This window comes from Piscirickettsia litoralis (assembly GCF_001720395.1).
Taxonomy (GTDB): domain Bacteria; phylum Pseudomonadota; class Gammaproteobacteria; order Piscirickettsiales; family Piscirickettsiaceae; genus Piscirickettsia; species Piscirickettsia litoralis.
In genome coordinates this window covers 842,416-864,146 of sequence record NZ_MDTU01000001.1, presented here as the reverse complement: position 1 = coordinate 864,146, position 21,731 = coordinate 842,416, and the positions used below count along the sequence as shown (strand labels likewise).

Annotated in this window: 22 protein-coding genes and 1 pseudogene; 9 read left to right on the top strand and 14 right to left on the bottom strand. The window is 41.7% G+C overall.

Annotated elements, in window-relative coordinates; genetic code table 11:
* Positions 1-201: 201 nt before the first annotated feature.
* A complete protein-coding gene (locus BGC07_RS04125) occupies positions 202-405 on the top strand; it encodes a hypothetical protein (RefSeq protein WP_069312069.1) in 204 nt (67 codons plus the stop codon).
* A gap of 16 nt (positions 406-421) precedes the next feature.
* Positions 422-1,240: a hypothetical protein gene (locus BGC07_RS04120; RefSeq protein ID WP_069312068.1), complete on the top strand. Its 819-nt coding sequence runs from the start codon at positions 422-424 to the stop codon at positions 1,238-1,240.
* A 78-nt stretch (positions 1,241-1,318) separates the two neighbouring features.
* On the opposite strand, the gene BGC07_RS04115 is transcribed toward BGC07_RS04120, so the two are convergent.
* From BGC07_RS04115 to BGC07_RS04085, 7 genes and pseudogenes are all read right to left on the bottom strand, one after another.
* Positions 1,319-2,101 carry a BatD family protein gene (locus BGC07_RS04115; RefSeq protein ID WP_069312067.1) on the bottom strand — a complete coding sequence of 261 codons (783 nt, stop codon included), beginning with the start codon at positions 2,099-2,101 and terminating at the stop codon, positions 1,319-1,321.
* A 71-nt stretch (positions 2,102-2,172) separates the two neighbouring features.
* Positions 2,173-3,027: a BatD family protein gene (locus BGC07_RS04110; protein ID WP_069312066.1), complete on the bottom strand. Its 855-nt coding sequence runs from the start codon at positions 3,025-3,027 to the stop codon at positions 2,173-2,175.
* Between the two features lies 1 nt (position 3,028).
* The gene (locus BGC07_RS04105; RefSeq protein ID WP_069312065.1) at positions 3,029-4,813 is read right to left on the bottom strand and encodes a VWA domain-containing protein; all 1,785 of its coding nucleotides are present in this window, start codon (positions 4,811-4,813) and stop codon (positions 3,029-3,031) included.
* Positions 4,807-5,643, bottom strand: a complete 837-nt coding sequence (locus BGC07_RS04100) for a VWA domain-containing protein (protein ID WP_077216751.1) — start codon at positions 5,641-5,643, stop codon at positions 4,807-4,809. The genes BGC07_RS04105 and BGC07_RS04100 overlap by 7 nt, the downstream gene beginning before the upstream one ends.
* Before the next feature lie 193 nt (positions 5,644-5,836).
* Positions 5,837-6,325 carry a DUF4381 domain-containing protein gene (locus BGC07_RS04095; protein ID WP_069312064.1) on the bottom strand — a complete coding sequence of 163 codons (489 nt, stop codon included), beginning with the start codon at positions 6,323-6,325 and terminating at the stop codon, positions 5,837-5,839.
* A 395-nt stretch (positions 6,326-6,720) separates the two neighbouring features.
* Positions 6,721-7,329, bottom strand: a complete 609-nt coding sequence (locus BGC07_RS21725; RefSeq protein WP_235602916.1) for a DUF58 domain-containing protein — start codon at positions 7,327-7,329, stop codon at positions 6,721-6,723.
* Between the two features lie 14 nt (positions 7,330-7,343).
* A pseudogene (locus BGC07_RS04085) lies at positions 7,344-8,335 on the bottom strand (AAA family ATPase).
* A 118-nt stretch (positions 8,336-8,453) separates the two neighbouring features.
* Between BGC07_RS04085 and BGC07_RS04080 the strand changes: the two are divergent.
* Positions 8,454-9,341, top strand: coding sequence for an HDOD domain-containing protein (locus tag BGC07_RS04080; RefSeq protein ID WP_069312063.1), 888 nt, complete (start codon positions 8,454-8,456; stop codon positions 9,339-9,341).
* A gap of 7 nt (positions 9,342-9,348) precedes the next feature.
* Here BGC07_RS04080 and BGC07_RS23030 read toward each other — a convergent pair whose 3' ends face one another.
* From BGC07_RS23030 to BGC07_RS04055, 6 genes are all read right to left on the bottom strand, one after another.
* Positions 9,349-9,579: a zinc-binding dehydrogenase gene (locus BGC07_RS23030; protein ID WP_268801606.1), complete on the bottom strand. Its 231-nt coding sequence runs from the start codon at positions 9,577-9,579 to the stop codon at positions 9,349-9,351.
* The gene (locus BGC07_RS04075) at positions 9,566-10,309 is read right to left on the bottom strand and encodes an NADP-dependent oxidoreductase (RefSeq protein ID WP_268801605.1); all 744 of its coding nucleotides are present in this window, start codon (positions 10,307-10,309) and stop codon (positions 9,566-9,568) included. The genes BGC07_RS23030 and BGC07_RS04075 overlap by 14 nt, the downstream gene beginning before the upstream one ends.
* Positions 10,310-10,465: 156 nt before the next feature.
* The gene (locus BGC07_RS04070; RefSeq protein WP_069312062.1) at positions 10,466-12,106 is read right to left on the bottom strand and encodes a methyl-accepting chemotaxis protein; all 1,641 of its coding nucleotides are present in this window, start codon (positions 12,104-12,106) and stop codon (positions 10,466-10,468) included.
* Positions 12,107-12,217: 111 nt separating this feature from the next.
* Positions 12,218-12,607 (bottom strand): hypothetical protein, encoded by a 390-nt coding sequence (locus tag BGC07_RS04065; protein WP_069312061.1) that lies wholly within the window; start codon positions 12,605-12,607, stop codon positions 12,218-12,220.
* Between the two features lie 90 nt (positions 12,608-12,697).
* Positions 12,698-13,507, bottom strand: coding sequence for a GTP cyclohydrolase FolE2 (gene folE2 / locus BGC07_RS04060; protein WP_077216750.1), 810 nt, complete (start codon positions 13,505-13,507; stop codon positions 12,698-12,700).
* A 344-nt stretch (positions 13,508-13,851) separates the two neighbouring features.
* Positions 13,852-14,589, bottom strand: a complete 738-nt coding sequence (locus BGC07_RS04055; RefSeq protein ID WP_235602915.1) for a polyprenyl synthetase family protein — start codon at positions 14,587-14,589, stop codon at positions 13,852-13,854.
* Between the two features lie 150 nt (positions 14,590-14,739).
* Between BGC07_RS04055 and pomA the strand changes: the two genes are divergently transcribed.
* The 6 genes from pomA (at position 14,740) to BGC07_RS04025 (ending at position 19,939) form a co-directional block, all read left to right on the top strand.
* Positions 14,740-15,501 (top strand): flagellar motor protein PomA, encoded by a 762-nt coding sequence (gene pomA, locus BGC07_RS04050; RefSeq protein ID WP_069312059.1) that lies wholly within the window; start codon positions 14,740-14,742, stop codon positions 15,499-15,501.
* Positions 15,502-15,517: 16 nt separating this feature from the next.
* A complete protein-coding gene (locus tag BGC07_RS04045; protein WP_139121614.1) occupies positions 15,518-16,372 on the top strand; it encodes a flagellar motor protein MotB in 855 nt (284 codons plus the stop codon).
* Positions 16,373-16,408: 36 nt separating this feature from the next.
* The gene (locus BGC07_RS04040) at positions 16,409-17,032 is read left to right on the top strand and encodes a PilZ domain-containing protein (protein WP_069312058.1); all 624 of its coding nucleotides are present in this window, start codon (positions 16,409-16,411) and stop codon (positions 17,030-17,032) included.
* Entirely contained in the window at positions 17,029-17,832 is an 804-nt protein-coding gene (locus BGC07_RS04035; protein WP_069312057.1) for a substrate-binding periplasmic protein, read from the top strand. Before BGC07_RS04040 ends, BGC07_RS04035 begins: the two co-directional genes overlap by 4 nt.
* Before the next feature lie 210 nt (positions 17,833-18,042).
* Positions 18,043-19,290, top strand: coding sequence for an NADP-dependent isocitrate dehydrogenase (icd, locus tag BGC07_RS04030; RefSeq protein WP_069312056.1), 1,248 nt, complete (start codon positions 18,043-18,045; stop codon positions 19,288-19,290).
* Between the two features lie 349 nt (positions 19,291-19,639).
* A complete protein-coding gene (locus tag BGC07_RS04025; protein ID WP_069312055.1) occupies positions 19,640-19,939 on the top strand; it encodes a hypothetical protein in 300 nt (99 codons plus the stop codon).
* A gap of 63 nt (positions 19,940-20,002) precedes the next feature.
* Here BGC07_RS04025 and BGC07_RS04020 read toward each other — a convergent pair whose 3' ends face one another.
* Complete coding sequence (locus BGC07_RS04020) at positions 20,003-21,730, bottom strand: proline--tRNA ligase (protein ID WP_069312054.1); 1,728 nt, start codon at positions 21,728-21,730, stop codon at positions 20,003-20,005.
* Between the last annotated feature and the right edge of the window lies 1 nt (position 21,731).

Genomic DNA, 21,731 nt, shown 5'->3' with positions numbered 1-21,731 from the left:
TAATATATCTACCCTAAGTTAAATAAAATAATTAAAAATATAGAGTTAACTATGTGGTCATTACTTAATAAAAAAATTAATAATAATTTAAGTGTTATCTGAATTGTAAGAAGTATATTTTGTGTTAAATGATTTCGTTGTTGGTTAGTTTTTAAATCAGCTTTACTGTTAATAGAAGCAAAAAATGAGGTAAATTGCTTTATGCCAAGTTCTCCTAAGACTTTAGATATAAATGAGTTAAATGGCAAAATAAGCCAATCAAATAACCAAGATGGAGCCAAACGGACTTTAACATCATTAAACTACTTACATAGTAAGGCGAATATCATTGTTGGAGGTGAAGACCACCGCCAAGCTCATGGTGTGGACTTTTTACTAAGAAACATGGATTATCTTAAAAAATAATCAAGTAAAGTTATTTTTGGAAGGCTATGCTAAAGGCCCAATAGACAGGGATTTACTAGAAAAAAGGTTGAGTGATAAAGACAGTAGTGCCAATATGAAATATGAAGCTGCTTTGCTTCTTGAATTAATTGATAATGGTACAAAAATTTATGGAATTGAGCCGAAAAAGCAAAATGAACTGACAAGTAGTAAGACTATGCAGCATGCTGCTTTCATGACATTAGTCAGGGAATGTCTTGATGAGATGAAAGCGGATCACCCCGAGTTAACAGAAATAGAAATTGAGAAACTCTGGGGCTCGATTAAAAAGCTGGAGAAAGAATCTATAGGCTCCTGCTGTTGGAGTAAAGAGCCCAAAGACTCAGAAGAATTTCAAAATCTCGCAATAGCTGAAATTGGTAACTTCCAACTTGAATCTCGAATACGCTTGAAAAACAATAAGAAATTTGCGGATATTGCGAAAGCTTATCTACAAGATGATGAAAAAGCAGTGATGATTGTCGGCTCAGATCATTTGCAAGATCAAGATGGTATACCGAGTGTGCAGAGTGAGATAGCAAAAAACAATGGTTCTGTTATGGAGTTGAATTTAGACTCAGACTCAGATTGTTTTAAATATGAAAAACAATCTGATAGTGATAATTCAAGTAAAATAAGCAAAAATAATATTCAGATTGCTCCAGATTTGCCTAGAACGCAACAAGAGATAGAGAAGCTAGATCAGTTAGTTAGGACGCAGACTCCAGAGAAGGTATCCATTTCTAGTATATTTTTTAATTTGTTTACAACATCGAGTGAAAACACGAGTGCCCCTGCTATAAAGAAGTCAATGTAAATGCGACTTGAGGTTGAGTGGGTATTTAATTGCTAGCTTATAATCTGTATTATTTTTTATAACAGCCTTTAACTTGATTTATAAGGGGTAAAGCGGTGGAAGCTCTGCTTTATTCCTTTTTATTTTTGCTGCTTTTTTAAGTTCGGGGTGAATAACGTGCCAAAACTCCTCTCCTTGCCAATTACTTTTATTATTTTTTGAGTATAGCGTTTGATTTAATAAGATTACAGCTTGAAATGCGTTATCATTGACTAAAGGTTTTAAGGCGAATAAGTTAGGTGTTGAGAGTGACCAGAGTTCTTGAGCGAGTTTAATTAATTCCTCTTTGGCCTGTTTGGGATTATTTTCAAAACAGGCTTTTTTTAAAGAGTGCTTACTGACTGAATTTAATTTTTTCTCGTGTGCTCTATTGATCTTTTGTGGCTTATCTTTATGTCTGTTATAAGATCGATAGCGGTAATAGAAGTATAGGGTCATTAACCATAGAGCAAGAAAAGTTGCGCTGATTATCGGCCAGATTATTTGTGGGTCAATAAGCTTGGTCAGTGTTGCGTGAGACATTTTAGACGGCTGCTGATGAGTACCAGCTGTGATGACGTTTGATGGTATTTTATTAGTAGGTATGCGTGTGGTTGTAGGAGCGGCTTGAACTTCAATGGTTTCTTCAGGGAGTATTGCTGTTTCAAAGCGTTTTTTAGTGATATTCCACCATTTTATTTCTACTTTGGGTAAAACGAGCTTGCCTGGCTGAATGGGTATAATTGCAAAGGTTTCCTGACGTAAGCCGACAATATCATTACCTTTTTCAAAGTCTTCGAGCACGGGCTGTTCTGGATATACATTTGCCTTGTTAACATTCAATTCTACTTTTGGTAACTGACTGCTTAGTAGGCCCGCGGCTTCTACAGTAATAATGCGCGTAACTGGAGCGCCTACTTGAAATTTAGGCGAAGCTTCTTCCCATAAGCTTTGAACCTTGACTTGTTTTGCAGGAAGCCAAGCACCTTGGTTTTTTTCGAGGAGCGGGTTGAATCGTTAAAATTGTCTCTGGTGCTGATTTTTTTGATTTCTTGGCCTGAGAAACCAAAGGGAAAGCTGAACGAGTTGGCATGTAACGTATCAACCTCACCTTGGAAAATAGGTGATTTTATTATTAATTTACCACTATGTTGAGGGAAAATAGCATAGCGACGTTCGATGATGGTATAGGTTGTATTTTTAACTTGACGTTGATATTTTTTATCACTGCCTAATGGCTTGATAATCGCATTTTCTGCACTAGGTAGAGATAATGTCGCATTTTTAAGACGCGCAGCGACAGATTGAGATATTTTTAAAGTGACCGTGTAGGTGACTTGCTGTTGTGAGTAAATTCTTTTAGGAGTTGCTTTTGTGCTTAGCTCAATCGTATCTTGTGACTTTGCGGTTGTTGTCGAAGTCTTAATGACATTTAAAGAGGTGGCGTGTGTTCTATCTTTACCGACATAAAGCGCAGGAATCACCACTTTGCCTGCTTTCTTCGCCGCTAGAGAGAGTATCCATTGGTATTCAGCCTGTGTTTTACCATTAATAATTTTTATTTGCGAGCTTTGACTGAGGCCAAAAATTTCAAAATTTTTGTTTAGCGCTTGTGTATTAGGTTCATTTTGAAAGGGCTTATTAGAAGAGATGAAAAGATCAAAGGCTTCGTTGACGATGGGGGTTTGGGTTGATGTATAGGTAGATAAACTCGCTGCCTGAAGAGGTATAATGATAAAAAAATGTAAAATACAACTGAGTCGGCGCATGTTATTTTCCTTGTTGTTGTGCATCTTGGCGCTTAAAGTCGCGTTTCAATAACCCCCCAGGATCATCAGGAATTTGTCTTAGCCATTGTGAGAGTGATTGTTTAAGCTCGCTTTGTTTAATTTCTTTTTGCTGATCTTTTTGCTGATCTTTTTGCTGATCTTTTTGCTGATCTTTTTGCTGATCTTTTTGCTGATCTTTTTGCTGATCTTTATTCTGATCTTTTTGCTGATCTTTTTGCTGATCTTTATTCTGATCTTTATTCTGATCTTTATTCTGATCTTTATTCTGGTCTTTATTCTGGTCTTTATTCTGATCTTTATTCTGGTCTTTATTCTGGTCTTTATTCTGGTCTTTATTCTGGTCTTTATTCTGGTCTTTATTCTGGTCTTTATTCTGGTCTTTATTCTGGTCTTTTTGCGGATTTTGTTTTAGAAGTTTTTCAAGTAGCTGTTTATTAAATTCAGCATCTTTGTTATTAGGGTCTTGTGCTAATGCTTTATCATAGGCGCTAATCGCCTGTTGATATTTGCCAAGTTGGGCGAGTGCATTACCCTGATTATAATGTGATAAGGCAGAATCTTCTTTACTAAAGGACTCTAAGGCTTTTTGGTACTTTTTATCTCGGTAATAAGCATAGCCTTGCCATAGTGGGTTGGTAAATGTATTTGCTGCTTGATTATACTGCTTTTGAGTGAGTTGTTTCGCTGCTTGTTGGTTTTTATTGAGCCATAAATCTTGCCAAAGGCTCGCATGAACGGGTGGAGTTTGTAGGGAGCTAGTTGAAATAAAAGCCACCGCTAAGGGGTTTAACCAACCACGGCGAAAAGCAAATAGAGCTAGAGGTAAAAGGAGTAATACAATATAGGGGCCTTTATTATTCCAGCGTAATGATGCATGTTCTGATTTACTGTAGTTTGCATTGAGCCTGTCTTGTTTTAATAGGTTTTGAATATCCTGATTGGTTTTAGTGACAAAATAAACAGAACCACCGCCAGCTTTAGCTAAAGCTTTTAGTGTATCAGGTGTAAGTTGGCTGATAATAAGCTGGTTATTTTTCTTAGCAAACTGGCCGTCGTGTTCTGGAATAGGCGCACCCTCTTGCGTGCCTATAGCTAGAATATCAAGTTGAAAACCGGCTTTTTTCAATTTCTCAGCGGCAGCGAGTGCTGCTTTATCATCAGCACTATCTGTAATTAAAACGACTTGACCTTGATTTGCATGAGCTTGCTGGAATAACTTTAAAGCTTGATCAAGGCCAGCTGCAGGGTTATTGCCTGAGCTTGGCATAAGTTTGGGGGTTAAAATAGGGACTGAAGCACTGATGGTTTGACTATCTTCAGTTAAAGGCGAGACGATATAGGCGCGCTTGGAAAAAACAACGAGAGCGGTTCGAACATCCTGACTTTGCTTAAGCAGGTCAAGGAGTTTGAAGCGGGCGATGCTCAGGCGATTCGGCTTAATATCTTGAGCGAGCATACTGTTAGATAAATTCAAAACAAAAATGCGTGGATAACTTGATTTATAAAGTTGCTGTTTATCTTGTTTAAAGCTTGGCCCTGCAAGGGCAAATACTGCAATTAGCCAGGCAATACTGAGGAGAAAAAATAATAGCCTTTGACCTGATGGTTTTCCTTGTAATAAGTGAGGAAGTAAATGAGAGTCGCAAATACTGTGCCAGCGCCTGTGGCTTTTATGTTGCCACCAGAGCACAATGATAACAAGAATAAAAGCGGGCAAACAGAGTAGCCAGAGAGGTGCTTGAAAATGAATGCCGAAAATTAGCATTGTTCACCCTCCTTGTTATTGATTTTTTTTGTGCTGAATTTTTGACTGGGTTTTAACGATATAAACCCTAAGCTAAAAATTAGGCTGAGCAATAGTGCAGTCGTCAATGGCCATTGATATAAAGGCTGTTCGGGCCTGAAGCTCTGTGATTTTGACTCTGAAGGTTCGAGGGCATCGATGGCTTTGTAAATCTTGTTGAGTGAGTTGAGGTTTTGAGCGCGGAAAAATTGCCCATCAGTTGTTTTGGCAATTTGTTGTAAAGTTTTTATATCGAGGCTATGAGAGGGGTTAATATAGCGAGTGCCGAAGGGAGTTTGAACAGGCATTTTATTAGCACCGAGGCCAATTGTGTAAATTTTGATGCCTTCTGTGCGAGCAAGCTTTGCGGCCAGCATGGGCGATAGTGCGCCGCTATTACTGGTGCCATCGGTCAATAGAATCAGCACGCGACTTTTTTGGGGATATTTGATTAAAGTTTTTATGGATAGGCCAATGGCATCGCCAATGGCCGTTTTTTGTCCGGCAAGGCCGACGGTTGCATTGTTTAACATGGTTAGCACGGTGGTGCGGTCGAAGGTCAAAGGGGTGCGAAGGTAGGCTTTGGAGCCAAATAAGATTAAGCCGAGACGATCTTGTTTGCGATTTTTAATAAAATAGGAGGCGGCCTTTTTAACAACAGCTAGGCGTGTTGCTGGATGGTTGTTTAAATACATGTCTTTTTCTTTCATACTGCCTGAAATATCGACGGCAAGTAAGATATTGCGGCCGGCTATGGGATTATAAACTGCAGGACCAATCCAAACCGGGTTTGCAGCGGCAACAATAAGCAATGCCCAAATAATATAGGCAAAGCGTTTATTTTTTTTTCTGTTTATTAACCTGTTTGCTTTCAGTGAGGTGGTTGAGTTGATTCAAAAAAGGGAACCTTTAAGGCGGGCTGATTTTTTTTCGCATGCGGTAAGATAAAAGGAGCAAGAAAAGGCAAAGGAAGCAAGACAAAAAACCAGGGCCAGATAAAGTGGATCATAGGCACTCCTTAATCCATAATCGAATAAATTGCCGAAGTTCTGTCTCTGTTTTAATCGGGCGATATAGGCTAGTGACTAGATTATTAGCTTGTATATTAGCCAACTTCTTGTATTTTTCAGGTAGTTTGGAGACTAAAAATTCAACCCAACGTTTTTCAGAAAGCGTTGCTATATTTGACTCATTTGGAAAGTAATGTTGGGCAACTCTTTTTAATAAAGCATTATAGGCTTGGGCATGGTTAGTATAGGCTTGAGCGGGTGATTTTTTTTGTGCTGAATGATTAACAGGGTTAATTGTTTCTAGAATTTTTAAAGCTTGGGATTTAGCTTGGTAGTAGTGAAAGCGCTTTTTTAAATAATAAAGAAAAATAATAATAACGACTAACGTGATAATAGTGAGGAGAATCCAGCCAGGTGCAGGAGGCCAGCTGCTGATTGCCGCGGGTGTGTGAATATCTTTTAGAGCATGAAGTGGGTTTGTCATTTTTATATATAAAACCTACTTTATCTTGATATTGTACTCTATTCTATTGCACCTTATTTTAAATATTATAATTGCTTTCTTAATAAGGGCTGATCGGTGATGGCTTGCTCGAGTGCTAAAATAGGATCTTGATCAGTAGAGATTGTGCAGCAGGCAATGCCATTTTTGCATGAAAAAGTCATGTTTTTCTGCGAGTAAATGACTCATGTATTGGCTGTAGTGCTCAGAGTCTTTGCTTGAATTGATGTGGATATTGACCATTTGCTTCCCATCTGAAAAAGTTATAACTGCCTTGTTGTTTTAATTGTTGCTCTAGTGGGTCTAATATTTGTATACATGCCATATCATAATGATAAGACAATTGTTTTAATAAATTTTGAGCTTTCTTAGAAAAATCAAAAAATGTCAGAAAAAATAATTAAAATTTCACCACCTCGACTATGGTGAATAAATTGCTCGAGGGTCCGAGTGAGTTGTTGGTTTTGGGTGGGGGCGTGAGTTTCAGTCATCTTGTTCAATAAGGCAAACAGACCGCGCTTACCTGCTTGGCTTTTTAACCAGATGGGTTGATCGTGAACGATAGCACCGCCAGTGCGATGGCCATGATGAAAGGCAAGCCAGGCTAAAGCTGCGCAGCAATGGTCAGCCATGACAGATTTAAAGCAGACCCGGGTACCAAATTGCATGCTTTGGCTATGATCGACGATAAAGTGAAAAGGCCGCTCACGCTCTTCACGGAAAATTTTAGTGTGCATCTGACCTGTGCGAGCGGTGACACGCCAATCGATAGCACGGACATCATCACCAGGCTGATAGTGACGAACCTCTTCGAAGTCCATTCCTCGGCCACGAAAGATAGAAGGGTGGGGGCCTGAGGTCGGGCTTTTGGCTAAATGGGCTAAGCGCATGGGGAGGCGACGTGCTTGTTGGGTGAGTTGTAGCAAGTCAGCCATATGACTTTGAGTGCCTTTGGAGGGTTCGATACGATGAGTTTTCGCTAACATCTTCAGTGATCTCCTTAGGGGGTAGGGACGGTCTCCAGAATGCGTTGAATGCACCGATTGGCCGTGATGCCTTGAGCTTCGGCCTCGAAGCTGAGTAAGAGGCGGTGCCTTAGTACATTGAATATGACGTTGTGGACATCCTCGGGGGCAATATAGTCACGTCCGGCCAGCCAAGCATGAGCGCGAGCACAGCGTTCTAGGGCGATAGTCGCTCGTGGGCTCGCACCGATGCGTAGCCAGTTTGCAAGCTCTTGGTTATATTTTTCGGGCGTGCGTGTGGCGATCACGAGCTGGACGATGTACTCTTCTATGGCTGGTGATAGAAAAATATTAAAGCATTCTTGGCGTGCTGAGAAAATAGTCTCTTGATTTAAAGAATTTTTTGTTGCAGCTTGTAAAGAAGCCGTTTCCTGTCGAACCAGCCTTAAAATATCTGCTTCTTCTGTGTTGTTAGGGTAGTCGAGCTCAATATGCAGTCAAAAACCGATCAAGCTGGGCTTCAGGAAGAGGAAAAGTACCCTCTTGTTCAAGTGGGATTTTGAGTCGCCATGACCAGAAAGAGTTTAGGCAGGTTATACGTACTACGGCCGACCGTGATTTGTCGCTCACCCATCGCTTCTAAGAGTGCGGACTGAACTTTTGCCGGCGCGCGGTTAATCTCATCGGCAAGAATAATCGAGTGGAAGAGTGGACCTTGCTGGAAGTAGAATTCACCGGTTTGGGGGCGAAAGACATCCGTTCCGGTGATATCAGAAGGCAGCAGGTCCGGCGTAAATTGGATGCGTTGAAAGTCACCTTCAATGAAGTGGGCGAGTGTTTTAATTGCTGTGGTCTTGGCTAGCCCGGGCGCGCCTTCAACGATGAGATGGCCGTCAGCAAGCAAGGCAATCTGCAGCATGGTCAAAAGTTCTTGCTGACCGATAATGTGCTGTTTTAGCTCATCTTGTAAGGTAACAAATTGATCTTTAAGTGATGTTTGACTTGTGTTTTGGGGGTCCAAGGGCATACCATCTCCCTGCCTATATGCCTTTAATTAAAATCATACTCATTTGCTTAAAGATGTAAAGCCTTGGTTGAAAATTAGACTATACTTAGGTCTGTGTACCATAAACAAAGGGGGCGCTATGGGGGAGTCTGATGAAAATATTCCACTTTTTTTAAAACGTACATTGGTGATCCCTCCTCAGCCTCATTTGATGCAGCGTATTCGGGAGGTCACTCCGGATATTCATGCGATGGCTGATGTAATTTGCCAAGACCCTGCTATGTCAGCAGAAGTGTTAAAACTTGCAAATAATCAAGAAAGTGGTGAGGTTTATTACTCGATACATCAGGCTGTTGAATCTATCGGCTTAGATGAAGTGATGGGATTGGTCAATAGCCTATTATTACGTTCGGTGTTTCAACACCGGGAAACTACACATCTGATTTGTTTTTGGCAAAGCGCCAGAGAGGTTGCGATTGCTTGTCGAGAGGTTGCTGAACAGTTACGTCTTAATTTAACTCGAGATGAGGCCTATAACCTTGGTTTGTTTCATAATGCAGCTATTCCTATGCTTGCCTTAAAGTGGCCCAATTATTTAAGTACGATGAAAGAGGCCTATGCGAGCCAGTATGAGTCTATTACTCAGGTTGAAAATAAACAATATGATACGAATCATGCGGTGACAGGATATTTATTAGCACGCAATTGGAAGTTGCCTGCTGAAGTTTGTGAGGCGATCCGAGATCACCATAATATCGAACGCTTAAACAGTATTCATCGGGCGAATGAACAAAACAAAGTTGATCTGTTGCTCGCTGTTTTAAAGATTTCTGAGCATATTTGCCAGCTGCATTTTAAACTCGGTGCTGAATTGGACGATTATGAGTGGGCTAAAGTTAAAGATGTTATTTTAGATTATATGATGCTTTCTGAGCATTACTTGGAAGAATTAGTTTGCGCGGTGCAATGTGCTCTGGATCGAGGGTTTGTTCGAGCAAGTGAGGCGCAAATTAAAAAAGCAAGTTAGTCGGGCTTTAGCCAGGTGTAATATGCAGTACAAGTTTGCCTCGTTCGAGTCGGCCATCGCGATTCATGTCATGAGCAATCGCCGCTCCCTCTAGACTCATTTCTTCATAGATCGTTGGTTTTAGCCGTCCTTTTTCTAATAATTTAGCGAGCTCTCGTAATTGATCACCATTAGGGTAGCCAAAGACAAAATCAGCATGCACTTGATGAGCTGCGGCTTCATTATCATCGGGTGGCATGACTAAAGAGATTAAATGACCCCCCTTTTTTTATAATTTGATAACTTTCACGTTGGACTTCACCACCCCGGGTATCTAAAACAAGGTCGATGCCTGCAGGCTCTCGCGCTTCAACTTCTTTAACAAAGTCTTGGCTATGATAATCAATGGCAACATCCGCACCTAAACTATAAACATAATCATGGTTATGTGGACTGGCTGTTGTATAAACTGTTGTTTGTTGCAATTTAGCAAGCTGTATCGCGATGCTGCCGATGCCTCCAGCTCCTCCGTGAATGAGTATTTTTTGGCCGGCGCTTAAGCGGATGGTTTCAAATAAGCACTGCCACACCGTGAGGCCTGTCATTGGAATGGTGGCAGCTTCTGCAAAGCTAATATTATTTGGAATGCTGGCGACGGCATCGGCATCGATGGCTAGATACTCGGCATAACTGCCGTGTTGGATGATGGGTTTGCGACAATAAGAAAAGACCCGGTCCCCTTTTTTAAACTGATTGACTTTGCTGCCGACTTCGCTCACGGTTCCAGCAGCATCCCAACCTAAAACGATTGGAAACTCATAGGGGAGTAAATATTCGTAGAGCCCTGCGCGTATTTTCCAATCTGCAGGATTTACGCTAGTGTGTGAGACTTGTATTAGAATCTCGTCCTCTTTAATTGTTGGGATAGGAAGATCGGCGAGTTGGAGTACATCAGAGTCACCAAATTGGTTGATGATCATCGCTTTCATGGAGTTATGCTCTTGCGCGTACTTTGTTTAGAAGTCTAGCCCAATTTGAGAAAAATGCGCTAAAAAAGAAAAGATAAGCGAGTGATTTAAACTTGCTCGGGCCTATTAGTTGCGGTACTTTTGTGGGTGATTGTGATTGTGATTGTGATTTTTATTTTAGTCAGTTGTGTCAGAATCGTCTTTTTTTGAAGATTCTCTATTGCTCGCATGGCGTTGCTGAGTGGATTTCGAGTGCTTTTCAGAGTGATCCTCTGAATTATTGTTAGGAAGGCGGAAGGCTGAAATTGTTTTCATTAGCTGAGTTGCGCGTTGTTTTAGAGTAGATGCTGAGTGTGAAGCTTGATTGGTATCGTCTTTGAGGACTTCGATATCCTCTAAACTGTCGTACATGCAGCTAGAAATTGCGACGGTTTCTTCATTTTGAGTGGCGATAGCGGTCGCGATTTGCTGAGTTGCTACGTTCACTTCTGCTGCACTTTGAATGATTAACTCGAGGATTTCACCGGCTTCGGAGACTTCGTCTACACCAAGAAGGACTTGATTGACACCTTCATGCATCGCGTCAACGGTATGATGCACTTCGATGTTAATCGCCTCGATGGCAGGAGCAACCTCTCGGGTGGCATCTGCAGTGCGAATCGCAAGCTTTCTGACTTCATCGGCAACCACAGCAAAACCACGACCTTTTTCGCCAGCACGTGCCGCCTCAATGGCTGCATTCAGTGCGAGTAAGTCCGTTTGTTTAGCGATGATTTCAATCGTATCGACAACACTATTAATCGCTTCACCGAGCTCCGCTAAGCGTGATAATCCCGCCGCAGAAGTGTGTACTGAACGACTAATCTCTTCCATATTTTCAATATTGCGGCGAACGATCGTTCCTCCACGATCAGCCGCTTGTGCTGAATCCGTCGCTTTTTGAGCTGCGTGATAGACGAGGCGCTCGATTTCAGTGTTGGATTGCTCAATATCAGACATTGAATAACCAACAGAACGTAGGGAAGAACTCTGGTTATTCATGTGTACATCAATGCCTCGATTGGCTTTGGCAATATGTTGCGCTTCTTTTGTAATATTTTTAGCATCATAAGCCACTCGCTTGATCATTTGGCTGACTTTATAAGCAAAGCGGTTAAAGCCATTACCAAGAAAGGCGATTTCATTGCTGAAATTTTTGATATTAACACGCTGGCTTAAATCTTCTTCACCTTCAACAATGGTGTTGATTGCATTTGATATTTCCAAAAGTGGCTTAATAATAATTCTTGAAATTAAAATATAAGTGGCTGCAATAATTAAAAAATTTAGGATCAATGTCTGGAGTATCTGCTTATAAATAACACTGTTTAAGGAATCATTAATGCTTGATGCATCAATAAAATAAGTCAAATTGCCGACAGTTTCGCCCCGATATTTGATCGGTAAAGAGATACTGTCATTGTTGCTGGCAATCGGCTTTGATAGTTGAACCATCTTACCGTCGTTGTCTTTGTAAATCGCAATGATGGCATTGCTAGGTTTAAGCTTGATTTGCAAGGCCTGAATTTCACGAGATTTTAAATTAGATTTTAAGATGGCGAGGACTTGGGTGCGACTGAGATTCCATAACGGCTCTGCAAGGCTGGAGGCAATGCGTTTGCTGGAAATCATTGCATCTTCACGCAATTGTTGTTGGAGTGATTTTTTATCGCCGAGGTACTCAATAATGCCAGTGACAGTGAGTGTAGCCGTAATCACGGCTGCAAGCAGGATATAGATTTTAAATTGTAAGCTGTTTGCTAGTGCCTTGATTGTCATCTATTGCTTTACGCCTCTTGTTGTCTTGCCTCCTGCGATGAAAGCTTGACGACTTCATGTCTACTCACCCCTAACCACTAGTCTAGTTGAAGTTAGGGGGAATTAGCGGCATTAATTTGAGACGCAAGCATTACCACGAAAGTGGGTGCCTACGATGGTGCCTTTTTTACTGATTTGAAAAGAGGTTGTGCAATTTGACTCTATGGTGCCGCCACCGGTTCGGTAGCCCCCGGAGCTGGTCACATAGGTTTTGCCACCGTGGTCTGATACGGTGGTACTACCTGGGACATAATAGGTGGGCAAGTTGCTGACATTATGAACCCGATAACTATAGTAAGTATTGCCATTTGGCATTTTAAACGTAGTATCGGGTGGGCCCCAAGCCTGAATCAACTCGTTGACATTATGGCCTTTCCAGCGGTCGATTTGCGCACGATACTTCGCAGTTGTCGCACAGCCTGCTAGAAGAATTAACGTGAAGAGTACAGCAAAGATCCTCATAATATGCCTTATCTATTCGCTTTTAATAGCTGCATTATACAGTCAGGCAGCTTAATTAAGTCTTATTGGCCATATTGTCTAGTGTAGTGTTTAAATTGACGTGCTGCTGGCTTCTTCCTTGCGTTGCTCTATCACTGCATATGCGGAATGGTTGTGAATCGATTCGAAGTTCTCTGATTCGACCTTGTAAGCGGTGATGCGCTTATCATTATTGAGTTGCTCTGCGACATCACGGACTAGGTCTTCGACAAATTTAGGGTTTTCATAGGCCGTTTCTGTGACATATTTTTCATCGGCACGTTTGATCAAACCATATAGTTCACTTGAGGCTTGGGCTTCAACGAGCTCGATAAGATCATCAATCCAAACAAGATCACAAGTTTCAATTTCAACAGTGATATGAGAGCGCTGATTATGGGCGCCGTATTTTGAGATTGCTTTTGAACATGGGCACAGGCTGGTGACAGGAACAACAACCTTTAAGTGGGTGCTTGCTTTGCCGTTATTGGCTTTGCCTAAGAAAGTGACTTCATAGTCCAAATAGCTTTGTTGTTGTGAAATGGGGGCTGTTTTTTTGCGAAAATAAGCGAACTGCATTTCAATTCGCCCTTTTTGTGCCTGTAGTCGCTCGGCCATCTCTAATGCTAAAGAATTAAAATTTTGCACTGAATAGGCCGTTTCACTTTCATGGAGTAGGGCAACAAAGCGTGACATGTGTGTGCCTTTGACATGAGCGGGAAGGTCAACATACATATTGAAGGTGCCGACGGTTCCAAGGACGGTATTTGAACGGTCCGAGACTTGAATAGGGTGGCGCACTTGACGGATACCGACGTGATTGATCGGGATATTGCGAGGGTCTTCTGAACTTTGAATATCCGCAATACTGGCTGTAGGCATATCATTCCTCATGTGAGCTTTAGGTCTATGTGTTGACTAAATTTAGGCTAATCAATGTAGAGCAATTTCTATTAATAATCAAGCATGAGTCTGTTGAGTCAATGCGGGTAAAGTAGTTAATATATTGATTAATAATATATTTAATGAGCTAGGCTGATTGATCACCATTTTATCTAAAAACTTAATTAAGCGACTAATGTTTTCGTTGGATAATGAGGTTGGCAATTTCTACTAATGCCTGAGTATCGTCGTTGATTGGAGAGAGTGCGTTTAATGCTTCATTATAGAGCTCTTCAAGTTTTATTTTCGCTTGTTTTATACCCAATAGGCTAGGATAGGTGGATTTATTGTTTTTTCAAGTCACTTTTGGCGGGTTTGCCTAAGGCCTCTGTTGAGCTTTCTAGGTCAAGAATATCGTCTTGTACTTGGAAGGCAAGACCTATTTTTAGTGCATATGAGTCAAGTGCGTCCATTGTTTCTGGTGTGATCTTCGGGTCAGTTAAGGCGGCTAAGCGGACGCTTGCACGTATTAGTGCGCCTGTTTTTAAAATATGCAAGCTTTCAAGCTGTTGTAAAGAGAGCTGAGTACTGTTTTCAGCTTGAATATCTAAGGATTGCCCTGCAGCAATGCCTGCCCCTCCGCTGGCTTGGCAGAGTGTTTGGATACGTTGTATTTGCTGAGTGTTAGGCAGATTGCTGTTGGCGCTAGCTTGGCAAAGCTGCTCTATGGCTAGCATTTGTAATGCGCTGCCAGCAAGTATTGCCGTGGGTTCATCAAAGGCTTTATGGCAGGTTGGGCGGCCGCGCCGCAGGTCGTCGTTGTCCATGGCGGGGAGATCATCATGGATGAGAGAATAGACATGGACCATTTCTATAGCACTGGCACAGGGGTGTAGCTTTTCTATGGGGAGATTGAGTGCTTGTCCTGTTGCATAAACGAGCAAAGGGCGGATACGTTTACCTCCTGCCAAACTGTATTGCATCGCTTGTTTTAGCAAGCTGTCTTCGATGGAGGCTTGTTGTATGCAAGTTGTTAAGTGTGTGTTGAATTGCTGCTGCCAAGATTGTAATTGAGAATTCATAAGGTGTTACCGCTATTCGTCAATATTTGCAGGCGCTATTGTAACGTGATTTTAAAAGAGAATGAAGCGGCGCTATAGCCGCCTGATTCTATCAACAATGGACTACAATTAAGGGTTAGAGGGGAAAAGCGACCGTTAGAGGTATAGAGCTTGGATTTAGCGACCCTGCTCGGAATGTTAGGTGCAATTGGCATCATCATGATGGCGATGATACTGGGTGGAGACATTGGTATTTTTATCAATGTTCCCTCTTTGTTGATCGTGATGGGGGGCAGTGTTTTTGTGGTTATGATGTTTTATGGCATGGGGCAGTTTTTTAGCGCGATCAAAATTGCGATGAAGGCATTTTTAACCAAGCTTCCTAAATTAGGTGATTTAATTGAAAAGTCAGTCGAGCTTGCAGATGCTGCACGCAAAGGTGGCTTACTCTCTCTTGAAGGTGCAGAAATTCCAGATCCGTTCATGCAAAAAGGCATACAAATGCTTGTTGATGGACAGGAAGCAGATGTTGTTCGAGCGACGATGAGAAAAGACATGAGTTTAACGCTTGAGCGTCATAAAACGGCACAAAGTATTTTCAAAACAATGGAAGTGATTGCTCCGGCGATGGGGATGATTGGCACCTTGATTGGCCTTGTGCAGATGTTATCGAATATGGATGACCCAAAGTCAATTGGCCCGGCGATGGCGGTTGCTTTATTAACAACGCTCTATGGTGCGATGATTGCGAATATGTTTTGTGCGCCGATTGGAGGTAAGTTAAGGCTGCGAAGTGAGGAAGAGTACACGGCTAAGGGGCTCGTGATTGATGCAGTTCTTGGTATTCAAGCTGGGCAAAACCCTAGAGTGCTTAGCGATGTGTTGATGAATTATTTACCGGCAGCAAAACGCCCGGTTGAAGAAGAGATCTAGCACATGAGCAGTGCTGATGATGACGAGCCTGAAGAAGAATGCCCCGCCGGCCTGCCCCCCATGGCTTGCGACCTTTGCCGATTTAATGTCTCTGCTGATGTGTTTTTTTGTCTTATTATTATCATTTTCAGAAATGGACGTGCAAAAATATAAGCGGGTGGCTGGCAGCATGAAGTTTGCTTTTGGGGTGCAACGGCAAATCCGTGTTGAAGATATTCCTAAGGGAACGAGTGTTATCAAGCAGGAGTTCAGTCCGGGCAAGCCCGTGCCAACGCCGGTTAAAACGATTCAGCAGGTAGCGAAAGAAAAGCGCCCTGAACTGAATCCAACCGATCAGGTTCAGGATAAAGAAGCAAGTAAAAAAGCGAAAGAGTTTGAAAATGTTGCTAAGCGTGAGTTGGCAACAGAAGTTCAAGAGAATAAAATTTCAGTGAAGCTTGAGGATAAAAAAGTCATTATTCGCCTAAAAGAAGGGGAGAGCTTTCAGTCGGGTTCTGAGCTAGTTCGGCCTACTTTTTTGCCCGTTATCGCAAAAATTGCCAATGTATTAAAGAAAACAAAAGGCAGTATCATCGTTGCAGGACACACGGACAACTTGCGTATCTCTAATGCGCGTTTTCGTTCTAACTGGGATTTATCGGCAGAGCGTGCTGTGTCGGTGGCTTTAGCTTTATTTCGTGATGAAGGCTTAGATCAAAAACGCTTTACCGTTGTCGGTTATGCAGATACGAAGCCCCTAGCAGACAACAAGAAGGCTGAAAATCGTTCGAAAAATCGCCGTGTTGAGATTACGGTTGTCTTTGGCAAAGATGAAGAAGGGGGAGATTTCTCGATTGATGATGAAGAAATAGGACTGCCTGATGATTTCTAATAACAATCACTGGCCTGAAAGAAGAAGGGGGATTTGATGAGTGATGAAGATGGACGGCGGCGTTACTTTAGGTTGGATGACCAAGTCATTTTAGAGTGGAAATCTGTTTCTCCTGAAGAGCTTGTTGCAGGAATAGAACGGCTTAGCCAAGAAAAAGAGTATGGTCAAGGTGGTGAGCTTTATCGCATTGAACAAAAATTACAAACGTCGATTTCTCAGTTAAAAAATCGCTCTCCTGAAATTGCGGTATGTTTGGATTTAATGAATGAGCGTATTGATTTATTTATGCACAAAATACAGGCTTATCAAAACTTGTATGGTGATGATAAACGTCAAAAAGAACCGGAAAAAGTCAGTCTTAGTGCGACAGGAGTTGCTTTTGAAGCTCTGAAGCCTCCTGCAACCAGCCAGTTGGAAGTTAATTTTTTCTTATTACCCCGTTATGTGTATATCCGGACCTTTGGCACGATCGTTTCTTGTGAGCTGCGAGGTGAACTCTATCATGTTGCTGTAAATTTTGATGTTATTTTGGACGAGGATCAAGAGACATTAATTCAGCATTTATTGCATAAACAGACAAAAATCATTCAAGCACAGAAGGCTGAATTAGAGCGGATGACAGATAGCAGCGATGATCGGCGAGATGGACAAAAAAAATGAAAATATTATCTTTATTCATATTTTGGTTACACTTGCTATTGTTGAGTGTGCCAGCTCTTGCAAAAGAAACACTAACATTTGCCTATCAAGATTCAGAGAATTTTCCTTATCAGCTTGGCAATGGGCAAACGATTCCGACGTTATTACCAGGTCTTGCTGTAGATATTGTTAAACTAGCAGCGAAGCGCTTAAATTTAACAGTAAAGCTAGTTCGCATGCCGTGGAAGCGTGCGCTTGTTTCGCTTGGAGCTAATCAAGTGGATGGCGTATTCAATGCAAGTTTTAAGCGTGTACGAGAAAGGTATGGTGTTTACCCTATGATAGAGGGGCATGTTGATGCATCGAAAAAAAGTTATGCAAATTCCTATTCTTTCTATGGACTGAAATCTTCAAAGTTAAGTTTTGAAAATAAGCAGTTATTACCTCACTCTCCAAAAATGAAAGTTGTGACGATTCGTGGCTTTTCGATTGCTGAAGATTTAAAGAATATGAATGTGAGGGTGGTTGAAGTCTCTACTGTCGCTGAGGCTTTTCACTTGTTAAAATTAGGTCGAGTTAAGGTCGCCGCAATTTTCTCATTATCAGGGGATTTTTATTTAAAGAAAGATCAGAATATTTACCGGGATATTGTTAAAATTGAGCCACCGATAAAGACCAAAAATTATTACTTAATGTTATCTAAACAGTTTGTTAGAAACCATCCTAAGCTCGCCACTCGTATTTGGCAGGAAATAGGGAAGATCAGAGCGTCAGGCGAGATAAATACATTGAGTGAGAAATATTTCTCTGAACTAAAATAGAAAGGGCTGTGTTGATCGTATATCGTATTCAGTGTTAGATGCTACTGCGAGTAAGTTATAGCTGTAAGTTTAGCTAACATGGCTTGTAGTAATACTTATAGATCATAGGCTTTGTGATAAAAATCCATGTAAGATATTTGTGAGTTGCTTGCACAGGCGTGTATAATAGCAAGCTGAATTTAAGAGTAAGCCGAATTGAGGAAATAAAATATGTCTAATATCCAAGTTCCTGCTGGGGGAGAGAAGATTACTTTTGATGCAAGTGGTGCATTGAATGTTCCTAATAACCCAATTATTCCTTTTATCGAAGGTGATGGTATCGGTGTTGATGTAACACCTGTGATGAAAAAAGTGGTTGATACCGCCGTAGAAAAAGCTTACGGTGGCGATCGCCAGATCGCTTGGATGGAAGTCTATGCCGGTGAAAAAGCCAATGAAAAGTATAATGGTGACTGGTTGCCACAAGAAACATTTGCTGCATTAAAAGACTACGCTGTTTCTATCAAAGGCCCATTAACAACGCCTGTGGGGGGCGGTTTTCGTTCTTTGAACGTTGCAATTCGTCAAGAGCTTGATTTATATGTATGCTTGCGTCCAGTACGCTATTATCAAGGAACACCAAGTCCATTAAAAGAGCCTGAAAAAACAGACATGGTGATCTTCCGTGAAAATTCAGAAGATATTTATGCAGGTATTGAATGGCAGTCCGGTACGCCTGAAGCGAAAAAAGTCATTGACTTTTTCATCAATCAAATGGGTGTGACTAAAATTCGCTTCCCTGAAACATCAGGCATTGGTGTGAAACCTGTTTCTAAGGACGGTACTTCTCGTTTAGTAGAGCGTGCGATTCAATATGCGATTGATAATGACCGTGACTCTGTCACTTTAGTGCACAAAGGTAACATTATGAAGTTTACCGAAGGTGCATTTAAAGACTGGGGTTATGAAGTGGCTAAGACCAAGTTCGGTGCTAAAGAAATCGATGGTGGCCCTTGGTGCTCATTTAAGAACCCTAAGACAGGTAAAGAAATCATCATTAAAGATTCAATTGCCGATGCATTTTTACAGCAAATCTTATTGCGCCCAGCAGAGTACGATGTTGTTGCGACATTGAACCTAAATGGTGACTATGTTTCTGATGCATTGGCTGCACAAGTCGGCGGTATCGGTATTGCACCTGGTGCAAACTCGAATGACAAAGTCGCTGTATTTGAAGCAACTCACGGCACGGCTCCAAAATATGCCGGTCAAGATAAGGTGAATCCTGGTTCATTGATTCTCTCTGCTGAAATGATGTTGCGTCATATGGGCTGGACAAAAGCTGCTGATCTTGTTGTTAAGGGTATGGAAGGTGCGATTGAGTCTAAGCGTGTAACGTATGACTTTGAGCGTTTAATGCCAGGAGCGACTAAAGTGAGCTGCTCTGAGTTTGGTAATGTGATTATTGAGCACATGTAATTTGAACTAGATTTTTTTGTTTCATTATTATTTGCTTTAATAAAGTATGAGAAAAGCACCTGTTATAGGTGCTTTTTTATTTATAGTGAAGCGTGTTTATAATTTGGCTCCGTCGGCTTCTTCCTAGTGTTATCACAAGCGTATGTGAAATGATCTTTTGTGCAAGATGTCGATAGAATTAGGTGATTAAAGACTATTGTTATAGCAGGCTCAGATTTTTCTGTTTAGAAAAATTTTAAAAACATTTACCTTGTTAACCTTGGACTTATTGTGAGCTGTTTTATATTATGGAATAACAAGCAGGATGCTTGTTAGGATAGAATTTTAGTGCAGACCAGGAGGTTAGCTGATGTTTGAATTTATGGATAGAAACTCTAAAGCAGACAAATACAGCCTATTGCAAATTCAAGATGAAGCAAAAAGTGAAATTACATATCAGCGAGGGTTTTATTTGAGTCTAATGAGCTTGATTGGCTTGGTAACCGTCGTGTCTATGTATTGGTCTTGGGAAAATGTGAGCCATTTTGCTTCATGGTCGAGCCTTTTTGCCGGGGTATTTTTTATCGGTGTGACTTACATGAGTATGCGTGATTGTATGGTGCGTTTATCGGTACGCCTGCAAGATATTAATCGGTATTTAAGTCAATAAAGCATAAAATATAGAAGTGAGGTGCAGCAAGAGCAGCCTCACTTTTGCCTGGTTTTAGAGGTATTAAGACGGTTGCGATTGCAACTGCAATTTATTTTGAATAAAGCCAAGAGCATCGTCCAGGTTAATATCTTCGCTGTTGCCTGCTCTGCGTGATTTATATTCAACTTGCCCATTTTTAAGGCCACGATCGCCGATGATAATGCGGTGCGGAATACCAATTAAGTCGGCATCGGCAAAAAGAACGCCGGGACGCTCTTTGCGATCATCGAGGATCACCTCTATACCTTGTTGTTGCATCGTTTGATAGAGCCGATCAGCGGCTTGTTTAACTTCGGTAGACTTATTGTAGTTAATACCAATGATCACCACTTGGAAAGGCGCCATCGCACTCGGCCAGATAATGCCATTATCATCATGGTTTTGTTCGATAGCCGCAGCGATAATACGTGACACACCAATGCCATAGCACCCCATCTCAAGGGTTTTTTGCTTGCCGTTTTCATCAAGCACTGTCGCTTGCATGGCTTTAGAGTAATTATTACCAAGTTGGAAAATATGGCCGACCTCGATGCCTCGCGCCATATGCAGTGTACCTTTGCCATCAGGGCTTGCATCACCGGCAATAACGGTGCGTAGGTCGGTAATATAGTGATATTCTGCATCACGTTGCCAGTTGACCCCTTGGTAGTGTTTGCCATTTTGATTGGCACCACAGACAAAATCAGCAAGCTGCGCGGCATCCGTATCAACAATCACAGTGACTTTGCTGTTCACAGGGCCAATGAAACCAGCTTCAGCGCCCATTGTTGTTGTTATTTGCTGGTCTGTTGCGAGGGTGAGAGGGCTTGCGACTTCAGGCAAGTGTTCAGCTTTAATTTCATTTAGCTCGTGATCACCGCGAACAACGAGGGCAACGAGCGTGTTTTCTTCGCTGCCTTGAACTAATAATGTTTTTACTGTTTGATTGGCTTGGCAGCCGAGTAATTCACAGACATCTTTGATTGAGCGTTGGATCGGCGTATCGACTAGGATGAGTTCTGCGCTGGCTTGTGGACGTTCAGTGCTGGGTGCAAGCGCGACGGCTTTTTCAACATTGGCAGCGTAATCGCTTTGATCACTGTAGGCAATTAAGTCTTCACCGGCATCGGCCAGGACATGAAATTCATGTGAGGCAGAGCCGCCAATCGAACCATTATCAGCAATAACCGCACGGAACTTTAAGCCTAATTTGTTGAAAATATCACTATAAGCACTGTACATGGCCTGATAAGTTTCTTCCAGGCTTTGGCGATCACTATGGAAAGAATAAGCATCTTTCATTAAAAATTCACGTGAGCGCATCACCCCAAAACGTGGGCGAATTTCATCGCGGAATTTGGTTTGAATTTGGAAAAGTGTGACGGGTAATTCTTTATAGCTGGAAAGTTCACGACGGACAAGATCTGTAATCACTTCTTCATGAGTTGGGCCAAAGCAAAAATCACGCTGGTGGCGATCTTTCATACGTAGTAATTCTGCGCCATATTTATCCCAACGACCAGATTCTTGCCATAACTCTGCAGGTTGTGAGCAGGTCATGAGCATTTCGATGGCACCGGCTTTATTCATTTCATTACGGACGATATTTTCTACCTTGCGTAGAACACGCAGACCTAATGGCATCCATGTATAGAGGCCAGAGGCCAAGCGGCGAATTAAGCCTGCGCGTAGCATCAACTGATGACTGACGAGCTCAGCATCAGCCGGCGTTTCTTTTAATGTTGTAATTAGATATTGACTTGTCTTCATT

Excerpts from the sequence above, each read along its gene's own strand:
- BGC07_RS04025 (WP_069312055.1), top strand. The coding sequence starts at position 19,640 with ATGTTTGAATTTATGGATAGAAACTCTAAAGCAGACAAATACAGCCTA.
- BGC07_RS04105 (WP_069312065.1), bottom strand. The coding sequence starts at position 4,813 with ATGCTAATTTTCGGCATTCATTTTCAAGCACCTCTCTGGCTACTCTGT.
- BGC07_RS21725 (WP_235602916.1), bottom strand. The coding sequence starts at position 7,329 with ATGTTAGCGAAAACTCATCGTATCGAACCCTCCAAAGGCACTCAAAGT.
- BGC07_RS23030 (WP_268801606.1), bottom strand. The coding sequence starts at position 9,579 with ATGCCACCCGATGATAATGAAGCCGCAGCTCATCAAGTGCATGCTGAT.
- BGC07_RS04020 (WP_069312054.1), bottom strand. The coding sequence starts at position 21,730 with ATGAAGACAAGTCAATATCTAATTACAACATTAAAAGAAACGCCGGCT.
- BGC07_RS04080 (WP_069312063.1), top strand. The coding sequence starts at position 8,454 with ATGGGGGAGTCTGATGAAAATATTCCACTTTTTTTAAAACGTACATTG.
- icd (WP_069312056.1), top strand. The coding sequence starts at position 18,043 with ATGTCTAATATCCAAGTTCCTGCTGGGGGAGAGAAGATTACTTTTGAT.
- BGC07_RS04045 (WP_139121614.1), top strand. The coding sequence starts at position 15,518 with ATGATGACGAGCCTGAAGAAGAATGCCCCGCCGGCCTGCCCCCCATGG.
- BGC07_RS04055 (WP_235602915.1), bottom strand. The coding sequence starts at position 14,589 with ATGAATTCTCAATTACAATCTTGGCAGCAGCAATTCAACACACACTTA.
- BGC07_RS04110 (WP_069312066.1), bottom strand. The coding sequence starts at position 3,027 with ATGCGCCGACTCAGTTGTATTTTACATTTTTTTATCATTATACCTCTT.
- BGC07_RS04065 (WP_069312061.1), bottom strand. The coding sequence starts at position 12,607 with ATGAGGATCTTTGCTGTACTCTTCACGTTAATTCTTCTAGCAGGCTGT.
- BGC07_RS04040 (WP_069312058.1), top strand. The coding sequence starts at position 16,409 with ATGAGTGATGAAGATGGACGGCGGCGTTACTTTAGGTTGGATGACCAA.
- BGC07_RS04095 (WP_069312064.1), bottom strand. The coding sequence starts at position 6,325 with ATGACAAACCCACTTCATGCTCTAAAAGATATTCACACACCCGCGGCA.
- BGC07_RS04075 (WP_268801605.1), bottom strand. The coding sequence starts at position 10,309 with ATGAAAGCGATGATCATCAACCAATTTGGTGACTCTGATGTACTCCAA.
- BGC07_RS04125 (WP_069312069.1), top strand. The coding sequence starts at position 202 with ATGCCAAGTTCTCCTAAGACTTTAGATATAAATGAGTTAAATGGCAAA.
- BGC07_RS04070 (WP_069312062.1), bottom strand. The coding sequence starts at position 12,106 with ATGACAATCAAGGCACTAGCAAACAGCTTACAATTTAAAATCTATATC.
- BGC07_RS04035 (WP_069312057.1), top strand. The coding sequence starts at position 17,029 with ATGAAAATATTATCTTTATTCATATTTTGGTTACACTTGCTATTGTTG.
- folE2 (WP_077216750.1), bottom strand. The coding sequence starts at position 13,507 with ATGCCTACAGCCAGTATTGCGGATATTCAAAGTTCAGAAGACCCTCGC.